Annotated in this window: 20 protein-coding genes and 1 tRNA gene; 6 read left to right on the forward strand and 15 right to left on the reverse strand. The window is 69.7% G+C overall.

The features are described from left to right. Window positions 1-20: 20 nt before the first annotated feature. Genes OHB23_RS01965 through bluB form a run of 3 tightly spaced genes read right to left on the reverse strand, consistent with a single transcriptional unit; the run spans window position 21 to window position 2,845 of the window. Complete coding sequence (locus OHB23_RS01965; RefSeq protein WP_328810765.1) at window positions 21-845, reverse strand: Fic family protein; 825 nt, start codon at window positions 843-845, stop codon at window positions 21-23. Further along, window positions 842-2,188 carry a putative nucleotidyltransferase substrate binding domain-containing protein gene (locus OHB23_RS01970; RefSeq protein ID WP_328810766.1) on the reverse strand — a complete coding sequence of 449 codons (1,347 nt, stop codon included), beginning with the start codon at window positions 2,186-2,188 and terminating at the stop codon, window positions 842-844. The genes OHB23_RS01965 and OHB23_RS01970 overlap by 4 nt, the downstream gene beginning before the upstream one ends. Window positions 2,189-2,197: 9 nt before the next feature. Beyond that, entirely contained in the window at window positions 2,198-2,845 is a 648-nt protein-coding gene (gene bluB, locus OHB23_RS01975; RefSeq protein ID WP_222650708.1) for a 5,6-dimethylbenzimidazole synthase, read from the reverse strand. A gap of 81 nt (window positions 2,846-2,926) precedes the next feature. On the opposite strand from bluB, the gene OHB23_RS01980 reads away from it, so the two are divergent. Continuing rightward, entirely contained in the window at window positions 2,927-3,655 is a 729-nt protein-coding gene (locus tag OHB23_RS01980) for a TetR/AcrR family transcriptional regulator (RefSeq protein ID WP_328810767.1), read from the forward strand. Here OHB23_RS01980 and OHB23_RS01985 read toward each other — a convergent pair. After that, window positions 3,640-4,386, reverse strand: coding sequence for a GAF and ANTAR domain-containing protein (locus OHB23_RS01985; RefSeq protein ID WP_328810768.1), 747 nt, complete (start codon window positions 4,384-4,386; stop codon window positions 3,640-3,642). The genes OHB23_RS01980 and OHB23_RS01985 overlap by 16 nt on opposite strands. Before the next feature lie 226 nt (window positions 4,387-4,612). Here OHB23_RS01985 and OHB23_RS01990 point away from each other — a divergent pair, with 226 nt between their 5' ends. Beyond that, window positions 4,613-5,437 (forward strand): GAF and ANTAR domain-containing protein, encoded by an 825-nt coding sequence (locus OHB23_RS01990; protein ID WP_328810769.1) that lies wholly within the window; start codon window positions 4,613-4,615, stop codon window positions 5,435-5,437. Here the strand turns inward: OHB23_RS01990 and OHB23_RS01995 are convergent. Genes OHB23_RS01995 through OHB23_RS02010 form a run of 4 tightly spaced genes read right to left on the reverse strand, consistent with a single transcriptional unit; the run spans window position 5,421 to window position 9,080 of the window. Next, window positions 5,421-6,161, reverse strand: a complete 741-nt coding sequence (locus tag OHB23_RS01995; RefSeq protein WP_328810770.1) for a hemerythrin domain-containing protein — start codon at window positions 6,159-6,161, stop codon at window positions 5,421-5,423. The two genes, OHB23_RS01990 and OHB23_RS01995, sit on opposite strands and share 17 nt — an antisense overlap. A gap of 23 nt (window positions 6,162-6,184) precedes the next feature. Beyond that, the gene (locus tag OHB23_RS02000) at window positions 6,185-7,555 is read right to left on the reverse strand and encodes a cytochrome P450 (RefSeq protein ID WP_328810771.1); all 1,371 of its coding nucleotides are present in this window, start codon (window positions 7,553-7,555) and stop codon (window positions 6,185-6,187) included. 41 nt (window positions 7,556-7,596) lie between these two features. Then, entirely contained in the window at window positions 7,597-8,337 is a 741-nt protein-coding gene (locus tag OHB23_RS02005; RefSeq protein WP_328810772.1) for a GAF and ANTAR domain-containing protein, read from the reverse strand. Next, the gene (locus tag OHB23_RS02010) at window positions 8,334-9,080 is read right to left on the reverse strand and encodes a GAF domain-containing protein (RefSeq protein ID WP_056443790.1); all 747 of its coding nucleotides are present in this window, start codon (window positions 9,078-9,080) and stop codon (window positions 8,334-8,336) included. Before OHB23_RS02010 ends, OHB23_RS02005 begins: the two co-directional genes overlap by 4 nt. 176 nt (window positions 9,081-9,256) lie before the next feature. On the opposite strand from OHB23_RS02010, the gene OHB23_RS02015 reads away from it, so the two are divergent. Beyond that, window positions 9,257-9,526: an ANTAR domain-containing protein gene (locus OHB23_RS02015; RefSeq protein WP_328810773.1), complete on the forward strand. Its 270-nt coding sequence runs from the start codon at window positions 9,257-9,259 to the stop codon at window positions 9,524-9,526. A gap of 9 nt (window positions 9,527-9,535) precedes the next feature. Here the strand turns inward: OHB23_RS02015 and OHB23_RS02020 are convergent, their stop codons facing one another. From OHB23_RS02020 to OHB23_RS02030, 3 genes are all read right to left on the reverse strand, one after another. Beyond that, a complete protein-coding gene (locus OHB23_RS02020) occupies window positions 9,536-10,939 on the reverse strand; it encodes a sugar transferase (protein WP_037186361.1) in 1,404 nt (467 codons plus the stop codon). Between the two features lie 292 nt (window positions 10,940-11,231). Then, window positions 11,232-11,879 (reverse strand): phosphate signaling complex PhoU family protein, encoded by a 648-nt coding sequence (locus OHB23_RS02025; RefSeq protein ID WP_222646732.1) that lies wholly within the window; start codon window positions 11,877-11,879, stop codon window positions 11,232-11,234. A 76-nt stretch (window positions 11,880-11,955) separates the two neighbouring features. Next, window positions 11,956-13,230 (reverse strand): sensor domain-containing phosphodiesterase, encoded by a 1,275-nt coding sequence (locus OHB23_RS02030; RefSeq protein WP_222646733.1) that lies wholly within the window; start codon window positions 13,228-13,230, stop codon window positions 11,956-11,958. A 213-nt stretch (window positions 13,231-13,443) separates the two neighbouring features. Here OHB23_RS02030 and OHB23_RS02035 point away from each other — a divergent pair, with 213 nt between their 5' ends. Together OHB23_RS02035 and OHB23_RS02040 are read left to right on the forward strand one after the other, a co-directional pair. Next, entirely contained in the window at window positions 13,444-13,974 is a 531-nt protein-coding gene (locus tag OHB23_RS02035) for a DUF6328 family protein (RefSeq protein WP_328810774.1), read from the forward strand. Between the two features lie 49 nt (window positions 13,975-14,023). Next, window positions 14,024-14,467, forward strand: a complete 444-nt coding sequence (locus OHB23_RS02040; RefSeq protein ID WP_051613502.1) for an ATP-binding protein — start codon at window positions 14,024-14,026, stop codon at window positions 14,465-14,467. A gap of 3 nt (window positions 14,468-14,470) precedes the next feature. On the opposite strand, the gene OHB23_RS02045 is transcribed toward OHB23_RS02040, so the two are convergent. The 4 genes from OHB23_RS02045 to dcd all read right to left on the reverse strand — a co-directional run bounded on the left by OHB23_RS02045 (window position 14,471) and on the right by dcd (window position 18,939). Further along, a complete protein-coding gene (locus OHB23_RS02045) occupies window positions 14,471-15,415 on the reverse strand; it encodes an Hsp70 family protein (RefSeq protein ID WP_328810775.1) in 945 nt (314 codons plus the stop codon). 113 nt (window positions 15,416-15,528) lie between these two features. Beyond that, window positions 15,529-16,650, reverse strand: a complete 1,122-nt coding sequence (locus OHB23_RS02050) for a hypothetical protein (RefSeq protein WP_328810776.1) — start codon at window positions 16,648-16,650, stop codon at window positions 15,529-15,531. Between the two features lie 64 nt (window positions 16,651-16,714). Continuing rightward, a complete protein-coding gene (locus OHB23_RS02055) occupies window positions 16,715-18,274 on the reverse strand; it encodes an Hsp70 family protein (protein WP_328810777.1) in 1,560 nt (519 codons plus the stop codon). Window positions 18,275-18,372: 98 nt separating this feature from the next. Further along, the gene (dcd, locus tag OHB23_RS02060) at window positions 18,373-18,939 is read right to left on the reverse strand and encodes a dCTP deaminase (RefSeq protein WP_027506388.1); all 567 of its coding nucleotides are present in this window, start codon (window positions 18,937-18,939) and stop codon (window positions 18,373-18,375) included. Window positions 18,940-19,011: 72 nt separating this feature from the next. On the opposite strand from dcd, the gene OHB23_RS02065 reads away from it, so the two are divergent. Further along, window positions 19,012-19,085: transfer RNA gene (locus OHB23_RS02065), tRNA-Gly, on the forward strand. Window positions 19,086-19,129: the final 44 nt, after the last annotated feature.

The following is a 19,129-nucleotide window of genomic DNA, read 5'->3' on the forward strand; positions in this document are numbered from 1 at the left end:
ATCGAGATGTTGCGAGTGCGTTACGAGCTCAGGGCGCGCAGGAAGAGGGGGAGGAAGGGGCGTGCGGACGGTGCGCCGGCCTGGCGGAACGGTGCCGAGTCCTGCGATGCGGCGATCCAGTCCCGCCGCTCGACGTCGGTCAGATCCAGCCGGAACCCGGTCGGCGCGACGAGCAGATGCAGCAGCATGGTCGCGGCCCGTCCGTTGCCCTCACGGAAGGGATGCACCTGATTGAGGTCGGCATAGGTGCGGCTCAGGAGGTACGCGAGCTCCCCCCGGTCGGCGGCCGCCCAGTCGGCGCTCAGGATGGTCTCGTGCACGCCCATGAGGCCGTCCCACACGACGGAGCACCTCGCGAACGCGGTGCCGTTCTTCGACAGTTCCACGGTGCGCACGTCGCCTGCCCACACGTAGACGTCCTGGAAGACGTAGCGGTGCACGCTCAGCAGGCGGTGCACACCGACGGCGCCCCCGAGGTCGGCCCGCCCGGTGTGACAGCGGACCAGACGGAGTGCGGTGAGGATGCTCTCCGCGCGGTGCAACTCGGCCGCGTCGACGATGCCCAGCACGTTGCGCAGCGTCGTCGACCCGGGCAGCAGGTACGGGGTGTGCCGCGGACGCAGTGCCGCCCAGCGTGATTCACGCCTCGGTCCGTCGTCGACGAGCCCCTCGCGCACCGACGGCAGCACCGTCTCGCCGCGACACTCGGCGACGAGGAGTGCCAGGTCCGCCGGCGTGGGACGCCATCCCTCGAGCCGTTCGGCGGCGACGGCCTGATCGACGGCGTGGCACTGCTCCGGGGTGAGCCCGGCGAAGGTGTCGGGATGTTCCTCGGACGGCCTCATCGAGCCAGGTACGCCGAGGCCCGTTGCACGCCCGCCACTTCCCGCGCAGCCGCGTCGAGCAGGCTCCGGTCGAGGGGCGTGAGGTCCGACGGGCGCACCAGGTCGTCGACGGGGCGGCCGTCGCGCAGTGCCTCGCACTGGTGCCGCAGCCGGATGCGCTGGACGACGTCGAACGATTCCGCGAGCACCGCGGCGTCGTCCTCGGACAGCACCTGCGCGCGAGCACCGTGCTCGAGCCGAGCCGGCGTGCCCACGGCGTCGTGCCCGGCGGAGACACCGGCCCAGCGCGCGATGTCCACGATGGGAGTCAGGATCCCCGCCTTCACGTCCATCGTGTCCGCACGACGGAAGAGCTTGTCCCGCAGCGTCACCCGCGCCTTGATCGTCGTCGCCTCACGCAACATCAGCAGTCGCGAGTGAGCGGCGTCGGCCAGCGCGGCGCGCGCGGGCTCCGCCGGTGTCCATCCGCCAGGCACCACCGGACGCGTATCGAGCGCGAGCGAGAGCATCACCACACCGGTGTCCTCGTACGGATCGGCCACCCAGCCTGCCACCGCGTCGGACCACTCGTCGACCGTCCGCACGAAGCGCGGCGACGCGGCACTCGCGTGATGGGGATCGGCTGCGAGACCGCAGCGTTCGAGTACGGCGTGCACGTCCGACCCCATCGGGGACGGGCCGCCCACCCGCGCCGTCTCGACATCGGACGACGGGACCGATTCGCGCCGAGCGACGCTTCCGGAGACGAGCCAGGTGGACGCGTCGTCGCCCAGCAGTTCGGCGGCCCGGCGCACGGTGGCCGTCACCACGGACGATCGCACTGCCGTCACGTCGGCCGACGGGACGCGGGAATCGTTCAGCGACAACGTCACCGAGGCAAGCCGCCCGCACGCCTCGACCAGATCGTCGACACTCGCCGAGCGCTCCACCGCGGTGCGCAGCGCTGTGCCCGCACGCAGCGCCGGCGAGAGCAGATCCTGTTCGAGGGCGATGCCGAGCACGCCCCCACTCGCATCCAGCACCACCAGTCGGCGGACACCCGCAGTGAGCGCGAGGGCGGCCGCCTCCGCGACGGGCACCTCGGCGTCGACAGTGACGGCAGGAACGGATGCGACGGCCGACACCGGTGCCGCGGTGCTCAGGCCCGCGGCGATCACGCGTCGGCGCAGGTCGCCGTCGGTCACCACTCCCCACACCGAGCCCGGGCACTGCACGACGAGGGTGCTCGACCGCGCCCGGGTCATCGCGTCGGCTGCCTCCGCGACGGTGATGTCGGCTCGACCGATCGGGACACCGCGACGCGTCAGCGCGCTCACCGGGGAACGCCGACGCGAGGAGGTCACCCGGCGACGTTAACCCCGACGGCCCCACTGTTCCCGGTGCACGGCGTCGGACAGGGGCCGACGCGGACGCCACCCGAACCGCTCGAGGTCCGGAACCTCCTGGAACTGCGTCACCGGACCGACGCACAGCCACGCGACGGGACGCACGGCGTCGTCGCCGGTCAGGCCGATGATGTCCCGCAGCACCGCCTCGTCGTAGAACGACACCCACCCGACGCCGACACCCTCGGACACCGCTGCGAGCCACAGGTTCTCGATGGCCAGGGCCACGGAGAGCAGGCCCGTGTCCCGCACCGTGGCCCGGCCCAGAACGTGCTCACCACCGCGGGAGTCGTCGTACGTCACGACGACGCCGGTGCCACTGGTCTCGATCCCCTCGACGCGGATCGGGTCGAAGGTCTCGGCGCGGTCGGCGGGCAGTGATGCCGCGAAGTCGGCGCGGCACTGCGCCACGTGCGCGGCGAATCGCCCCAGCGTCTCGGGGTGTCGGACGATCACGAAGTCCCACGGCTGGGTGTTCCCGACACTGGGTGCGCGGTGGGCGGCGGCGAGAAGGCGGGTGAGGACGGCGTCGTCGACCACCTCACCGCTGAATTCGCTACGGACGTCCCGACGTGCGGCGATGGCGTCGTGGACGGACAGGTGCTCGGTGCTCATGTGGTGACCGTGCCAGAACACGCCTAGTGTCGACACCACTCGGTGCGTCCGAGTCTCGAGACAACGGGGGGTCGATTCATCGTGGGTTCGACACCCGGCACCACGCCACCGCCCGGTAGGGGTCAGCTCACCCGCACCGTCATCCTGCGCGCGGGCATTGCCTTCATCGACGACAACGGCGCTCGTGATCTGACGATGCGCCGACTCGGCGGGCGTCTCGGCGTCGAGGCGATGGCGCTCTACCACTACTTCGGTGGCAAGGAAGAACTGCTCGACGGCATCGTCGACCAGGTCATCGACGATCTGGGCAGCGACCCGCAGGTGCTGATGAAGGGCGCCTCGAGCTGGCAGGACTACCTGCAGCGGCTGTCGCACGGCGTGCGCCGGATGGCGCTCGAACATCCCGAGGTGTTCCCGCTCATCGCGACCCGGCCGAACAGCGCGCCGTGGGTGCGGCCCCCACTCCGCAGCGTGCGGTGGCTCGAGAACTTCCTCTCCAGCCTGAAGGAATGGGGATTCGACGACGCGGCCGCGGCCGCCGCCTACCGCTCGTACACGAGTTTCCTGCTCGGACAGCTGTTGCTCGAGGTCTCGGCGCAGGGAGTCTCGATCGGTCCGACGGACCCCAACGATCCCGACGATCCCCGCGCCACCGCTCAGCCCGGAGACGACATCGACCCGACGGAGTTCCCCACCGTGGTGCGGATGAAGGCGGAGCTGGCGCGCGATCTCGGCCTGCCCGAGTTCGAGAAAGCGCTCGAGGCTCTGCTCGACCGACTCGCCGCGACCCTGCCTCAGGTGGACGGGTAGCGCAGCTTGGCTCCGGCCTCGACGATGTCCGCGGCAAGCTTGTGCAGCGGTCGGTTGTTGTTCTGCGACAACTTCGAGAGCATCTCGAACGCCTGGACCGAGTCCACCTCGAACCGCTCCATCAGCATGCCCTTGGCCTGACCGATGATGTCGCGGGACGCGAGACCGGACCGGAACTGCGCTTCCTTCTGCAGACTTTGCACCGCGATGGCGGCGTGCGCCGCGATCGCCGTCGCCACGGTCAGGCTGTCCTCGTCGAACGCCGCGGTCGACGACGAGTACAGCGTGAGCACTCCCAGCGTGCGCTCGTGCATCGCCAGCGGTACGGCGGCCAGAGCACGGACACCGACAGCGTCGGCCGCCTCCGCCAGACCGGGCCAACGATGCACCGGACCGGCGACGACGGCAGCGAGGTCCACGCCCGCCTCGGAGGACCGATGCAGGAGATCGACGGTCGGTCCGTCCCCCGGTCGCCTCTGCACCCGGTCGAGTGCGGCCGCGATGTCGCTGCTCGTGCGGCTGGGCTCCACAGGCCCCGACACATCGGCCGCGAGCCGCACCGACGCGTGATCCGCGGCGTCGATCAGATCGACCGACACCGCGAGGACGTGATCGAGAACCTCGTCGATCGTCCGGACCTGGCGCGACCCGGCGAACTCGCGCGCCAGCTCGGCCAGAGTGCGCACCAGATCGAGGTGCTCGGAGCTCGGCGGCCGACCGTCGTTGCTCATGTGTGGTGCTGATCCCTTCGGTTCTCTCATCATCCGTCGTCACTCGGTCGTCGCAGACCGGACGACAAAAGGCGACACCCACCAGTGCCGACGCCTACTGCTGGACGCCGGGCGGGGTATCGCCTTCCGCGCAACTATAACCGGACAGCCCGACAGCGGTACGGTGGTCTCGCACTCCGCGTACGGGTCGTCGAGTGATGAGTCGGCGAAGTTGGGAGATGCGGTAATGACCGACAGCGCGGACACCACGGACGAACGACGGGCGTTGGCCCTGTTGGCGGAGGCCCTGACAGACCTGGACAGTGCGCTCGCCGTCTCCCACACGGCCGACGGCGCGCTCGACACGATCTGCGCGCGCGTCGTGACGGCGATTCCCGACGCCGACGCAGCGGGCGTCACGGTGTTCCGCCGCGGCAGGCCGCAGACCGCCGCGAGCACCGAGACGTTCGTCCTCGAGGTGGACCAGGCCCAATACCGCAGCGAGCAGGGACCGTGCATCGAATCGGCGTTGACCCACGAGGTGGTGCGTGCCGATCTCGACGACGTGTCCCAGCGCTGGCCCGTGTTCGCGAAGGCGATCGATCACCTCGACGTCGCGAGTTTCCTGTCCGCGCCCGTCACCGCGGGTGGTGCCCACATCGGCGCCCTCAATCTCTACAGCCACACCGGCCACCGGTTCGATTCCGTCGACGAGTCGGCGATGCGGGTGTTCGTGCAGGCCGCCCAGTCCGCCCTGACCGGCGCGGAGAACTCCGAGCACGCCGCCAGGCAGGTCGAGACCTACGCCGCCGCGATGGAGTCCCGCGCCGCGATCGAGCAGGCCAAGGGCGCCCTGATGCTGGGACTCAACGTGTCGGCCGACAAGGCCTTCGACCTGCTGCTCTGGCGCTCGCAGACCACGAACATCAAGGTACGGACTCTCGCCGAGCAACTGGTCCGCGACATCGGCTCGCTCGGCGATGCACCGGACGCTCTGTCCACCGAACTCGGCAAGCTACTGATGACAGCGCACACGCGCGTGCCGTCGGGTCAGGTCACTCCGGCCGAGTAGTGCGCCCCGACCGCGTCGACGGGTCTTCGCCTCGGGTCAGCGGCGGCACGTGTTCCACAGCACCCGCCACCGTCGCGAGCAGTCCGCTGGTGCGCTGCAGCAACTGCACCGCCGACGGCGTGGTCACCCGCCTCGACACCACGTCCAGTGCGTCCCGCGACCGGTCGAGCACCGTGAGCGGCAGCGCGGCGACGACGTTGCCCGGTGGGCGGCGGGCCACCACCGGATGCGGCCTCGTCGGGGCCGTGCGCCGCACCGCGGTCCACGCCAGGCCGAGCCGACGGAGCTGCGCGTCGTTCATCGCGCGGCGCAGCATCGGGAACAGCCGGTCCTCCTCGTCGCGCACGTCCTCACGCAGCAGGACGACGATGCGATCGAGCAGCGCGCTCCCCTCGTCGGTGCCGTCGCCCTTCTCCTCGAGCGTGGAGAACAGCTCGTTGATCTCCTGATGCTCGCGCTCGATCTCGAGGGTCAGCGACTCGCCGTCCGGCACCCACTTCCGGATCGCGGGCCACAGCACCGACTCCTCGGCGAACGCGTGCGGGAAGACGAGCCGACAGATGCGGTTCAGCACGTCGGCACGATCTGCGGCCGGCGTCTCGCCGAGCTCGTGGAGCAACTGGTCGAGCTCGATGTGGTCGTCGCGTTGCCGGGTCAACACGCTGGTGCGGCCGCCGAGCTCGGCGACGGAAGCCGTGGCGATGGACGGAAGTTGTTCTGTCACAGCAGATCCTTCAGGTCGGGGACTCAGGTTCGGGGCTCGAGAGACAGCTCGACGCCGTAGGTGTTCAGAGTCGGGGGAAGTGGTCGCGACGGTGCGAGCGCAGGGTTCGTGAGAGCCACCCCCGACCGAGCGAGAATCGACGCCAGCATCGACGACGCGGTGAACAACACGAGATTCTGACCGGGACACACCACCGGCCCGGCACTGAACGGCACCAGCTGCGGGTACTGCTCCGCGGTGCCGTCGAGCCAGATGTCGGGCGCGAACCGATCGGCGAAGGGCAGCGCGTCCGCGTCCCGGTGGAACCCGGACGCCAGAATGGCGAACGCCGTGCCGGCTCGCACGATTCGAGTGCTCGAATCACCGGTCCACTCCGTGTCGACGGTCGAGTCCCGCAGGATCGCCGGCGTCGTCGGCCACAGACGAATCGACTCCAGGATGCACGCCCGCAGGAACGGCAGTGCTTGCGGACGGCCGACGTCACCCGCGCTCGCCTCCTCGACGGCCCGCCGCTCGTGGTCGGGATGCGAGGCCAGCAGCGCGAGCGCCCGCAGCGTCGCCATACCGGCCGCGTCGAACGCGAAGAGCCATTGCGGCATCTGACCCACCGGGTCCACCGCACCGCCCACCCGACTGTGCGCGACGACGGCGGCGAGCGAGTTCGGCTCCGCCGCATCGACATACGAGTACAGGTCGTCGATGAAGCGATCCCGCGCACGGCGTCGCTGCGGTACGAAGTACGACCAGTTACCGTTCCCGCGCAGGGAGCGCAGACGGTCGGTCACCGTCTCGTCGTCGCGCGCGGACGCACCCAGCACGACCCGGCGCACCACCCGCCACCACAGCTGCAGGAACTCGTCCGCCGACACCGGGCGCGGCGCTCCCGCACCGGGACCGGACAGCAGAGTGTCGACCTCCTCGTCCACCACGGCCACGAACGCCGACGCGAGATGGTGCAGCGGCTGAGGGGTGTCCAGGACCTGCTCGTTGAACGCACGTCGCTCGTCGCGCAGCCGGCCACGGGAGATGAGCACCCCGTGCGGCTGGAACGGTCCCAGCGCGCCGATCTTCTCCCGGTTCGCCGCCGTGAAGTCCTCCGGGGAGTCGACGAGGATGCGCCGGACATCGGCAGGGTCGAGCACGACGGCGATGGTGCGACCGGGCAGAGCCAACTGCACGGGCGCGGAGCCGTACCGGAGTCGCAGCTCCCGCATCGCGGCCAGCGTGGCCGCATCGGCGTCGACCTTCTCGGCCAGCGCCATGGCCGCCGGACGACGAAGGATCACCCCCGAGGTGATTGAAGGTCCCATCAGCCGCGCCGCGTAGGCGAGGGCCCGTGGGCCGGTGACGGCCGGCGCGACGGCGGGGCGGTCGTCGGTCGAGGTGTCGGTCATGGACCTGCGGTACCCCGGCAGGGGGCCGTGAAACGAGCCGGTCAGCTCAGGGCATCGATCACCGCACGCGCCCGATCTGCGAGCGAGGTCCGTGAGCGGCGGGCGTCGGTGACGAGCAGGTCGGTCGCGGGGCCGATGCCGAGACCATGGGTCTCGGCGAGCACACCGATGGCCTGATCGATCACGGCGGCGTCCTCGAGGACCTGCTGTCGACGCGTCGCCTCGACCGACAGGCGCACGTCGCCCTCGGTGTCGACGCTGACGGCCAACGCCGCCAGATCCGCGACGGCCTGAACGAACGCCGCCGCGTGACCCGGTGCCCGCCACGGCCCCGACGTGTGGACCACGACGGCGCCGATGACCCGGTTCGCGATCCGAGCCGGGTAGGCACGCATACCGCCGATGCCGGCCGCACGCGCCTCGCGGGCGTGGTCCTGCCAGCGCCCCGGAGCGTTCTCCAGATCGTCGAGCAGCACGGCCGCGCCGGTGCGCACGCACATCGCCACCGGTCCGCCCACGGACAGCGATCGGTCGAGCAACCCGGTCGAGGCCGCAGCGACCAGGTCGAGGTCGACCGACCCGGACCCGTCGAACACCACCGACACCGCGGCGGCCCGCAGGGCCTCGCGGGTGCGGGTGGCGAGGAGGTGGAGCAGATAGGGGGCGTCGACCCCGGCGGCCAGATGGCCCGTCAACTCGGCGAGGACGACGACGGGCGACGGCACGTCGGTGTCACCGACGGGGCCGGTGCCGGGCGGGTCGAAAGTGGGCGGGAAAGTCACGACGGCTGTCCTTTCGTCGTCGAGTCCGACGCGGTGTCGTCGGTGGAGAAGCGCACCTTGCGCTCGACCACCTCGCGGGCGATGTCGTCGACGGGGCGTCGGGCCGAGTACGCCGCGGCGCGCAGCCGGGCGAGCGCCTCGGTCGGCGACACCCGCATCTGCACCGTGATCATGCCGACGGCCAGATTGACGTAGGGCCGGGTGCGATGGTCGCCCAGCGGCGAGTCGTCCGAGGCGTCGCCGAGCGACTGTCCCGCGCCGAGGCCGGGCGCGAAGGCTTCCAGCAGGCTGATGGCTGCCGCGTCCGCGGTCAGCTGGGCGACAGCGGCGAACTCGTCGCTGAGTTCACCGACGGATGCGCGATACAGCTCGAGCACGCCGAACACGGTGTTGCCGCCGCGCAGCGGGAAGGCGAACAGAGCGGCCGCGCCCCCGTCCGACGCGTCGGCGGCGAATCCGGGCCAGTGCTCCTCCGCCTCGCTGTCGAGATCGGCGACGAACACGGTCCGGCCACGGTGGAAGGCGTCGACGCAGGGACCCTGACCGGTGGTGAACTGCAGTTCGTCGAGGTACTGCGACACGGCGTCGGTGGCGTAGACCAACTCGCGCGTGGTGCCGCTCATGACGGTGATGGCGGCGCCGTCCACCTCGACCAACTGCACGACACTGCGGCACAGATCGGCGATGTCGGTGATGGACAACGGTGCGTGCGCGTCGTCGTCACCACCCGATCGCGTCGTCATGACCTGCACTCACTCCTCGTCGATCGACGTCCACACCGTTGTCCGCGACCCGAGGAATGCCCCGTGTGCCGCGAGTCAACCGTAGCGACAAGTCTGGACCGCGCGGGCGACCGGCGTAGAGTTTTCCCGCACCGTTGCACTCGTGAACGGGCGAACGACCGAGAACACGGAGACCCATGACGAGCGACCCGGAGCAGTCGTTGCACGAACGCATCCGTGCGGCCGCAGACGAGCTCGTACTGCTCGAGCGACTCGGGGCCGTGGTCACCGAGCGCATCCGGCTGTCCCTCGATGCGCGCGCCGCGATCGATCTCGCCGTGGGTGCACTGATGGTGCGGCACGGATGCGAGGCACCTGCCGCGGTCGCGCGACTGGCGTCGACGGCGTCGTCGCGGTCCGCCACGATGCCCGAGATCGCCGCCGAGGTGCTCGCGGCCATCCGATGAGCGGTCGACTCAGTACGCGCCGTCGCTGCCGACGACGGCCTTGAGGGTCTTCAGCACGATGAGCAGATCACCTGTCATGGACCAGTTCTCGACGTAGCTCAGGTCGAGGCGCACCGATTCCTCCCAGGACAGGTCGGAGCGGCCACTCACCTGCCACAGGCCCGTCAGACCGGGTTTGACCAGCAGCCGGCGGCGCACGTCGCCGTCGTAGGTCTCCACCTCGCGGCGCAGCGGCGGCCGCGGGCCCACGATCGACATCTCGCGGCGCAGCACGTTGAAGAACTGCGGCAGCTCGTCGATGCTCAGCCGCCGCATCACGCGGCCGACCTTGGTGACACGCGGATCCTCGCGCATCTTGAACAGGACGCCGCCCTCGCTGTCGTTGAGCGCCAACAACTCCGACACCCGAGCGTCCGCGTCCTGCACCATCGAGCGGAACTTGATCATCTGGAACGGTGTGCCGTCGAGGCCCATGCGCTCGGACCGGTAGAACACCGGACCCTTGCTGGTGGCCTTGACGAGAAGGGCGGCGAGGAGGAACAGCGGGGCCACGGCGACGAGGGCGACCACGGCGAACACCATGTCGAACGCCGTCTTCCCGAAGCGGCTCGCACCGTTGTACTGCGGCTTCTCCACGTGGATGAGCGGGAGGCCGGCGACCGGCCGCATGTGCAGGCGCGGGCCGGCGACGTCGACGACGCCGGGAGCCACGACCAGATCGACGTTCTTCTTCTCGAGATCCCAGACCATGCGGCGGATGCCCTCGTGGCCGATGTGGTCCGTCGCGGTGACGGCGACGGTGTCCGCGCCCGTGGCCTCGATGGCATCGAGCACGTCGTTCTCGTTGCCGAGGACGGGAATCTCGAGACCGTCGACGGACAGCTGATCCTCGGTGACCGACTGGGTGCGCGGCAGGCACACCCCGACCACGGCGTATCCGGCACTCCCGTCGCGGTTGAACGACCGCGCCATGGAGAGGGCCGAGCTGTGACTGCCGACGATGACGACCGACGTCTGATAGTCGCCGCGACGACGTCCGCGAGCCACGTGCTTGCGGAAGAGCCACCGCGAGACGAGGAGCCCGATCAGCCCGACCGGCAGTGCGATGGCCAGGTAGCCCCGCGCCAGTTCGAAGCGGAAGAGCAACGAGATGATGGCCACGAGCCCGAAGAGGCGGAAGGTGGCGGACAGCAGACGCCTGTACTCCTCGGCTCCCCCGCCGAGCACACGCGGCGAGCGGGTGCGGAAGATCGCGAGGAATGCGATCCACGTCAGCGCGAGGGTGACCGAGACCAACGTGTAGTTGAACGCCGCGCGCGGTACCTCGAGATCCGGCCGACCGAAGCGCACCACCTGTGCGCAGGCGACGGCGGCGACGACGACGAGCACGTCGGTCACCCGGAGCCGGTCCATGTACGCGCGCTCCCAGTCGCGTCGCGAGGTCGCCCTCCGCGATCGCCGAGCCCGCGGCAGTGCGACGTCGCGGCGCTCGGCCGACTCGCTCTCCGCCGGGCTGGGAGCAGACACGTGTACCTCGTTCCGTTCGACTGGATCCGCCTGGGACTCGACCGCTGATACGTGTACCAGGGCAGTCGGTAGCTTATTGCCTTCCCGCAAGGCTCGCTCAGACAACCACAGTGCGGTGAATCACACGGTGAGTTCACACAGATTTAGCGTGTTCGAACGACACAATTTCAGAGGACCCTCAGGCCATTTGTTTGCGGCCGCTCACGAAGAAGACGATCCGCGACGCGACATCGATGATCTGGTCGGCGTAGCGCTCGAAATACCGTCCCAGCAGTGCGATGTCCACGGCATTCATCACGTCGTGCCCGTGATCGTCCGCCGACACGGTGTCCACGACCGTTGTCTTGAGAGAATCGACCCGATCGTTCTGTGAACTCAGACAATCGATACGTCCGAGATCACTCGTACGCAGTGCGTCGACTATTCGACCGGACATGTCGAGACACAATTCGCTCATCTCGCGAAACTGCGGCATCAGATGATCGGGAACGATCGGCTCGGGAAAGCGACGGCGTGCGGCTTCGGCGATGTGCACCGCGAGGCCGACCATCCGTGAGAGGTCACTGCTGATGCGCACGGCCGAGAACACTCGCCGGAGATCTGCCGCGACGGGTGCCTGCAGCGCCAGTACGGTGACAGCCTGATCCTCGCAGCGGGCACCGAGTTCGCCGAGTACCTCGCCGCGGGCGATGACGGACTCCGCAGCCTGCAGGTCGCCGTCCAGCAGAGCGATGCTGGCGTCGCGCATGGCGGTCTCCGCCGCCTGCGCGAGAGCGCACAGATCGTCGTTCAATCCCTCGAGTTGAGCTGTGTACGCGTTGCGCATGATGTCCCCGATCCTGGCCGTCCCGCCGACGCGTCCCGGAGGACGCGACGATGGGGAGTACCCACGAGAGCGCCCCCTAATCGAGCAGAGAGCGAACATCGCGCGCGGGCACCGCACGAGAGTAGAGAAATCCTTGGACGCGAGTGCACCCAGTATGGCGGGCGGCCGCGACCTGGTGGTCGCTTTCGATTCCCTCGACGACCAGGGCACGGCCGGTGTCGACCGCGAATCCGGCCAGTGCGCGGACCAACGAGTCGCCCGCGGCGGTACCGAGCGTGCGCGCGATGCCCGCGTCGATCTTGAATCCGTCGACCGGGAAGTCGACGAGGCGTTCGAGCGACGAGAAGCCGATGCCGATGTCGTCGAGCAGCACCCGGAACCCGACGGCCTGCAGGGCGCTGACGAACTCGTGTGCCCGTGCCGGTCGAGCATGCGACACGGTCTCGGTCAGTTCGAAGACCACGCGCGCCGCCGGTACCGCGGACGCGGCGACGATCTCGATCAGGTGGTGCACCGCGTCGGGGGCCGCGAGATGCCGCGCGGACAGGTTGACGTGCAGGTCCATCTCGGGAGCGTCGACCATCCACCGCTCGAAGTCGACGAGCGCGCGGACGAGGACCGCGTGGTCGACGTCGATCTCGAGGTCGCTGCCCTCGATGGTGGGCAGGAAGTCCGCGGGACTCACCATCGACGGCGCAGTGGTGCCGTCGCCCGGACGCGTCCAGCGGGCGAGAGCCTCGACCGCGGTGACGGCGCCGGACGACACGTCCACGATCGGCTGATACCAGGGGGTGATCTCGCCCCGCTCGATCGCGGCCGCGACAGCGCGGACGCACCCGGCGGTCTTCGAGCGCCCGTGACCACGCAGCGCCTCGAGATGGGTCTCGACCACCCGACCGAACTCGGTGAGAGTGGTGACCGTGTACTCGTTCGCGGGGTGCGGCTCGGTGTCCAGCACGCAGAGGGTGCCGATGATCAGCCCTTCGCGTCCACGGAGCGGTACCGCGACGTAGGACCCGAGGGACAGGGCGTGCAGCGACTGTGCGGTGGCCGCCCGGACCGGATCGTTCGAGAACCGGTCGAGGCCGGAATCCGAGACCGCGACGGGCCCCGCGGACGCGACGACGTGCTGACAGGCGGTGACGGAGCGCGGCAGTGTGTGCGGGAACGGTCCCCCGTGCTGAGCACGGGTGTACTGCACGTCCTCGTCGAGGATGTTGAGCTGCGCGGCGGAGAACCCCAACGTGGTCGCCGCGAGAGTCGTGAGGGTCTGCAGCGTGGAGTCCGTGGCCGAGAAGTCGACATAGTGTCGCGCCGACTCACTCTGGCGCCGGAGTGCGCTCCTCTGCATGACGTGTCCGTTCTACGAGGCCACCGTCGGATGGTTCCGACGTGGCATGTCCCGACACCGTGACCCCCCGGATCGTCAGTGATTCGTACCTGTTCCAGCCCCGTATCGGTCACGGGCGAGAAAAGGTTTCGTCCATTCCACAGCCGAGTCATCGTACAAGCCGTCAAACAGGCACGACGCCGGGTATCGGAGGTTCCGCCGTAGTATCACCGAATGACAGCGGACGGGCCCCTGACCGGGTCGGACTGGAACGCACGCGAGCGGCACGAGACCGAGACCGAGCGCCTCGATCGCAACTGGTCGAACCTCCTGCAGGAGCTGCGCGTGGTGCAGACCGGTATCCAGTTGCTCACCGGCTTCCTGCTCACCCTCCCGTTCCAGGCCCGGTTTCCGGAACTCGAGACGTACGAGCAGGCCGTGTACCTCGTGACGCTCGGAGCATCGGTCACCGCCACCATTCTTCTGGTCGCGCCGGTGGCTCTGCACAGGATCCTGTTCCGTCGCCGGGCACTGCGTCAGCTCGTCGACCACGCGAACCGGTTCGCTCTCGCCGGCTTCGTCCTGCTCGGCACCGCGATGTCCGGCGTACCGCTGCTCATCTTCGACCTGGTGGTGGGTCCCACCGCGGGCATCATCGCGTGCGCAGTGGCGGCCACCCTGTTCGTCTCGGTCTGCCTCGTACTGCCCGTCTCGCTGCGCCGCCGGCTCGGTCCGGTGAACGATCGGTCCGATTCGACCGAGTGATCTCGACCATGGATGTGCAAAATCTGCGCGCAGTGGGTACAGGGCTTCCATGATCACCGACGTCGCCGACGACATGCCGGTCACCGACCGTGGTGACGCGACCCGCGATCTGATCCTGCAGGACATCCCCGCTGAGCCTCGGGCGCTGACCGGTGTGCGTACGACGGTGCTCGCGTGGCTGCGCGACCGCGGCCTCGACGAGGACCTGTGCCAGGACATCACCCTGGCCACGTACGAGGCACTGGCCAACAGCGTCGAGCACGCCTACGAGCGCTCCGCGGACACCGTGGTGCGCACCGTCGGACTCGAGGTGCGTACTCCGCGGGCCGGCGAGGTGACCATCGACGTGACCGATCGGGGATCCTGGGTCGACAACGGCAACGATCCGCGCCGAGGTCGAGGGCTTCCCCTCATCCATGCGCTCGCGCACGAGGCGTCGGTGGATTCGTCGGAGGACGGCACGACCGTCCGGATGCGGTGGAACGCGGCCTGACGGTCAGACCAGTGCGTGCCGCGACTGCGTCGTCACCGCGGGCACCGGTTCCGGCCGCGTCGGTACCACCGGCAGCGGCGCGCTGAACGGAGACTCCGACCGTCGTGCGGCGAGAAGGGCAGCCCCCGTCGCGGCGATGGACTGCGGATCCTGCGGCATCACCAGAGCGGAACCCCACTCGCGCGCGAACACACCGCGCAGCAGAGGGAGGTTCGCCGGTCCGCCGGCCAGCACCACGGCGTCGACACGATGCGCACCCCGGCGCACCACATCGCTCACCCAGTCGGCAGCCTCGGTGACGTAGTCCAGCATCAGCCGGTCCACCGTCGTCCGCCAGACGTTCACGGTGCCCCCGACGAACGGTCCGCCGACGCGCACGACGCGGTGCAGGGCGATCATCTCCATCGCCCACTCGACGCCCTCGGTCAGTAGCTGAGAGTCGTTCGGCGACAGCGGTTCCGCTGTGCCGTAGGCAGCCAGGAGGTGCTCGCGGACACTGTCCGCGAAGGCACTGCCCCGGTAGCGGTCGGTCCACGTCGCGTCCTTGACGAAGCCCGTGGCCACGTCGACGACGGACACCGACGTACCGCTCTTCCCCATGTCGACGACGGCGATCGTGGATCCCGACTCGACCAGGCCGCGCATTCTCAGATACATCAGCTGGGCGCCGAGTTCCGAAGCGAGACGGACACATCCGCCGGTGTGCACGGACAGGGAGATGGTACCCACGCGTGACCGGGGCTCGTCCGGAACCACCAGCACGGCGGTCTCACGATCGGCGCCGTGGCGCGCACAGACCGAATCCACCACGTCGACAGCGGCTTCGAGTCGATCGCGACCGCGTGCCACCGTGACGGACTCGGTACCGAGCAACGCACGGCCCATGGGATCCATCACCGCGGCTCGTATCGCCGACGCTCCGAGGGAAATTCCTACCACTGCTCGCATGACCCGCCCCGTTCCTGGTGTTCCGCGACGAAGCCTAGGCGCTCGAACAGGGAAAAGGTCTGTTCTCAGTGGCTATTGGCAAAGTTTGGTTGGTTTCACTAGGAACCGGGGCGTCACTCGACCGACGCGGTACCGGACGTGTCCGGCGTCGGGTCGGGCTCGGACGGCTGAGTCGGCGGCTCGGAATCCGTCGGCGGCTCGGACGACGAGCCTCCCGTCGATCCGGGTGTCTCGTCGCCGCCGGAACCACCGCCCGTACCGGTGCCGGGGTCGGTACCACCCGTGCCGGTTCCGCCGCCGCTGGTCGATCCGCCACCGGTGGAGCCTCCGCTGGTCGATCCGCCACCGGTGGAGCCTCCACTGGTCGAGCCTCCACTCGTCGAACCACCGCTCGTCGAACCACCGCTCGTGGAACCACCGCTCGTCGATCCGCCGCTCGTCGATCCGCCGCTGGACGGCGCCGCCGACGAGGTTCCCGGTCGCGTGGTCGCGGCACCGGGTGCGGCGGGCACCGACGCGGCGCCGTTCTGCTGCGTGACACCGGGGCGGATGCCGGTGAGGGCGTCCGCGGCCGTGATGCCGCCGGGCACGGGTGCCGGCACGGCCGTGGGGCTCGATCCGGCGGGCGCTGCGGGATTGGGAGCGATACCGGTGCCCGCCTCGGCCGAGTCGGTGGCCGACGTGGACAGAGGTTCCGCGACACCGGCGGCCTCGGGAGCCCGCGGTCCCGTCACGGCCCAGACCGCGAACGATCCCGCCAGGACGGCGGCAGCGACTCCCGCACCCACGACGGCGAACCCTCGGCGCGTCTCGCGTGAGGACGCGTCGACCGGCTCGGGCAGCACCACCGGGATCGGACCGGTGATCGCGTCGCCGGCGTCGTGGTCGGCCCACAGCGCGACGGCGACCGCCGGTTCGAGGGACGGATCGACGTCCACCGCGTCGACGACGACCACGTCGCGAACGTGACCGTCGCGCAGCGCGGACTCGACGGGCTCACGCAGATGCGGCGACTCGAGGACGACGGCGGCACCGGTGAGCAGCAGATCGGCGCGGGCAGCCCGGAGCCGCATGACACCGATGGACGTCGCGACCGCCGCGGCCACCTCGGCCGGCGACCCGGTCTGCATCGGGATGGTGCGCTCGTCGACCGGACCGAGCCGAGGCAGCTCGACGTCGACGAGAGCCGCCGTCACCTCGTCGCTCGTCGCCGAGATTCCCAGCACGATGTGCATGTCGTCGTCGTCCGCCTGTTCGTTCTCGATGATGCGTGGTCTCGTACGGTCCCGCCCGGCAACGTCAGGGCGTCGTGGTGGCCTGCGCGCTGGTTGCCGTGGGCGTGGTCGTCCGAGTCGTCGTGGACGTCGGCGACGGAGCCGCAGATGTCGTCGTCGTGCTGGTGTTCGAGTTCGGTCGCCGTGTCGTGGTGGGCGCCGGCGTCTCCTCCGGCTCGTCCTGTACCGCGGTGGAGGGTGCCGGGGCGAGCGTCGGGCGCTGGGAGATCGAGGTCGACGGGGTGACGCTCGACGGTGCTGCGACGGGCGTCTCCGTGGACGGCGCCGGCGCGGCGGTGGCGGTGGCGCTCGACGACGCCGCCGAGGGCGAGGCCGACGCCGCGTCGACGCGCGGGGCAGTGCTGGGCACGGTGGTGGCGGTGGGCGTGGCGTCGACGGACGACGTGACGACGACGCGATCCGTCGCCTGCACGGCCTCGGTCTCCGACCGTCCCGACGCACCGGCGGCCGCGCCGAGGGTGACCGCGGCGACGAGCGCCGTGGTTCCCACCACGACACCGGCACGGGACCGACGTCGCCGCGTGGAACGGGCGCGTCGAGGCGCACCGGTGACGACGCGCGGCGTGGGCAGCGGTGGTCGAGCGGTCTCCGGCTCCGGTGCCACCTCGGGTTCCGGGGTGGGAACCGGCTCCGCCGCTGGGGTGTGAGCCGGCTCCGCCACCGTGGTGAAGGCGGCCGTGATCTCGTCGTCGGCCGGAGGTGCGACGACGACGGGCAGCGGCGCGGCGTCCACGGCGGGGGGCACGACGGTGGAGAGATGTGCGGCGCCCATCGCCGCGAAGAACTGCGGCCAGCGCGGCGTGATGACGGGGACCGCGACGCGGGCGGCGATGTCGCGGCGCACCGACGGGATGTGCGCGCCGCCGCCGACCAGGAGCACGGCATCGGCTCCGCGGGCCACGGCGTCGTCCACGAGGTCGACGAGCATCGCGGTGGGCTGGGCGATGAGAAGTTCGAAGTCGGTGCGGCGCAGGCGAACCGAGTCGGTGACGAACGGCCCCGACAGGTCGACCGCACGCTCGTCGGACAGCATCTCCTTGGCCGCGAGACTGTCTCGCGCCAGGGTGCGCACGGCGGCGGGGCTCATCTTCTCGGCAGCACCGAAGGTGGTGGACAGGTGATCGGCGACCGTGGCGTCGATCGCGTCACCGGACAGCTCGGTGATGCCCACGCTCGAGTACAGGTCACCGGTCTGTGTGTCCAGGACGTGCACGCGCGTGCCGACCCGACCGAGGTCGACGATCGCGAGGGTGCGAGCCGCGTCGACGCAGCCCTCCATCCGTGCGGCGGCCAGCAGCGCGTCGCACTCGGCGACGAGTCGGACTCCGCCGGGACCGTAGGTGCTCTCGGGGTCTCCCCCCACGGCGATCACCGGCGCGTCCGGACCCACGCACAGATCCGCGGCCATCTCGAACGCTGCCGCAGCGGCCGCGGACAGAGGATGGTCGGATCCGGTGGCGAGCGAGCGCACCTCGACGACCCGGCCCTCCGGGTCCATCACGACTCCGCGCACGCACCCGGTGCTCATGGAGACACCGAACGTTTCCGTCTCGGTTCGCATCATGGATCACCACCATCGGCTGTCGGGGTTTCAGACAGACCGATAGTAGAGCGTCAAACCGGGCATAGCAACGTATACGACGGCGAAAACCGACCGTAGGTCTACTGGAGAAAGTTCAAATAAGCCTTCGACGGGGTCGGGCCGCGCTGTCCCTGATACTTCGATCCCAGCGCTGAGCTGCCATAAGGATTGATCGCCGGACTGGAGAGACGGAACAAGCAGAGCTGCCCGATCTTCATGCCCGGCCACAATGTGATGGGCAGATTGGCGACATTCGAGAGCTCCAGCGTGATGTGTCCGCTGAAGCCCGGATCGATGAATCCCGCCGTCGAGTGTGTGAGAAGTCCCAGCCGGCCCAGGCTCGACTTGCCCTCCAGTCGCCCCGCGAGATCGTTCGGCAGCGTCGTCAGCTCGAGCGTCGACCCGAGCACGAACTCGCCCGGATGCAGAACGAACGGCTCCCCCTCGGCGGGCTCCACCAAGGTGGTCAGCTCGTCCTGCTGCAGCTTCGGGTCGATGTGGGTGTAGCGCGAGTTGTCGAACACCCGGAACAGCCCGTCCAGGCGCACGTCCACACTCGACGGCTGCACCATCGCCTCGTCGAACGGTTCGATGCCGAGCGTTCCGGCATCCACCTCGGCCTTGATGTCGCGATCGGAGAGCAGCACGCACAGAGACTATCGACCGAGCCCGCCGAGGCCACCCGGGCGCCCTGCTAATCTTCAGGGGCAGCTCCACCGGCCGATGTAGTTCAATGGCAGAACATCAGCTTCCCAAGCTGAATACGCGGGTTCGATTCCCGTCATCGGCTCCACGTCTCCCCTCGCCGCCGGGCGATGGTGGAATCCGGACCCCGGA

The organism is Rhodococcus sp. NBC_00294, from assembly GCF_036163995.1.
GTDB lineage: Bacteria > Actinomycetota > Actinomycetes > Mycobacteriales > Mycobacteriaceae > Rhodococcoides.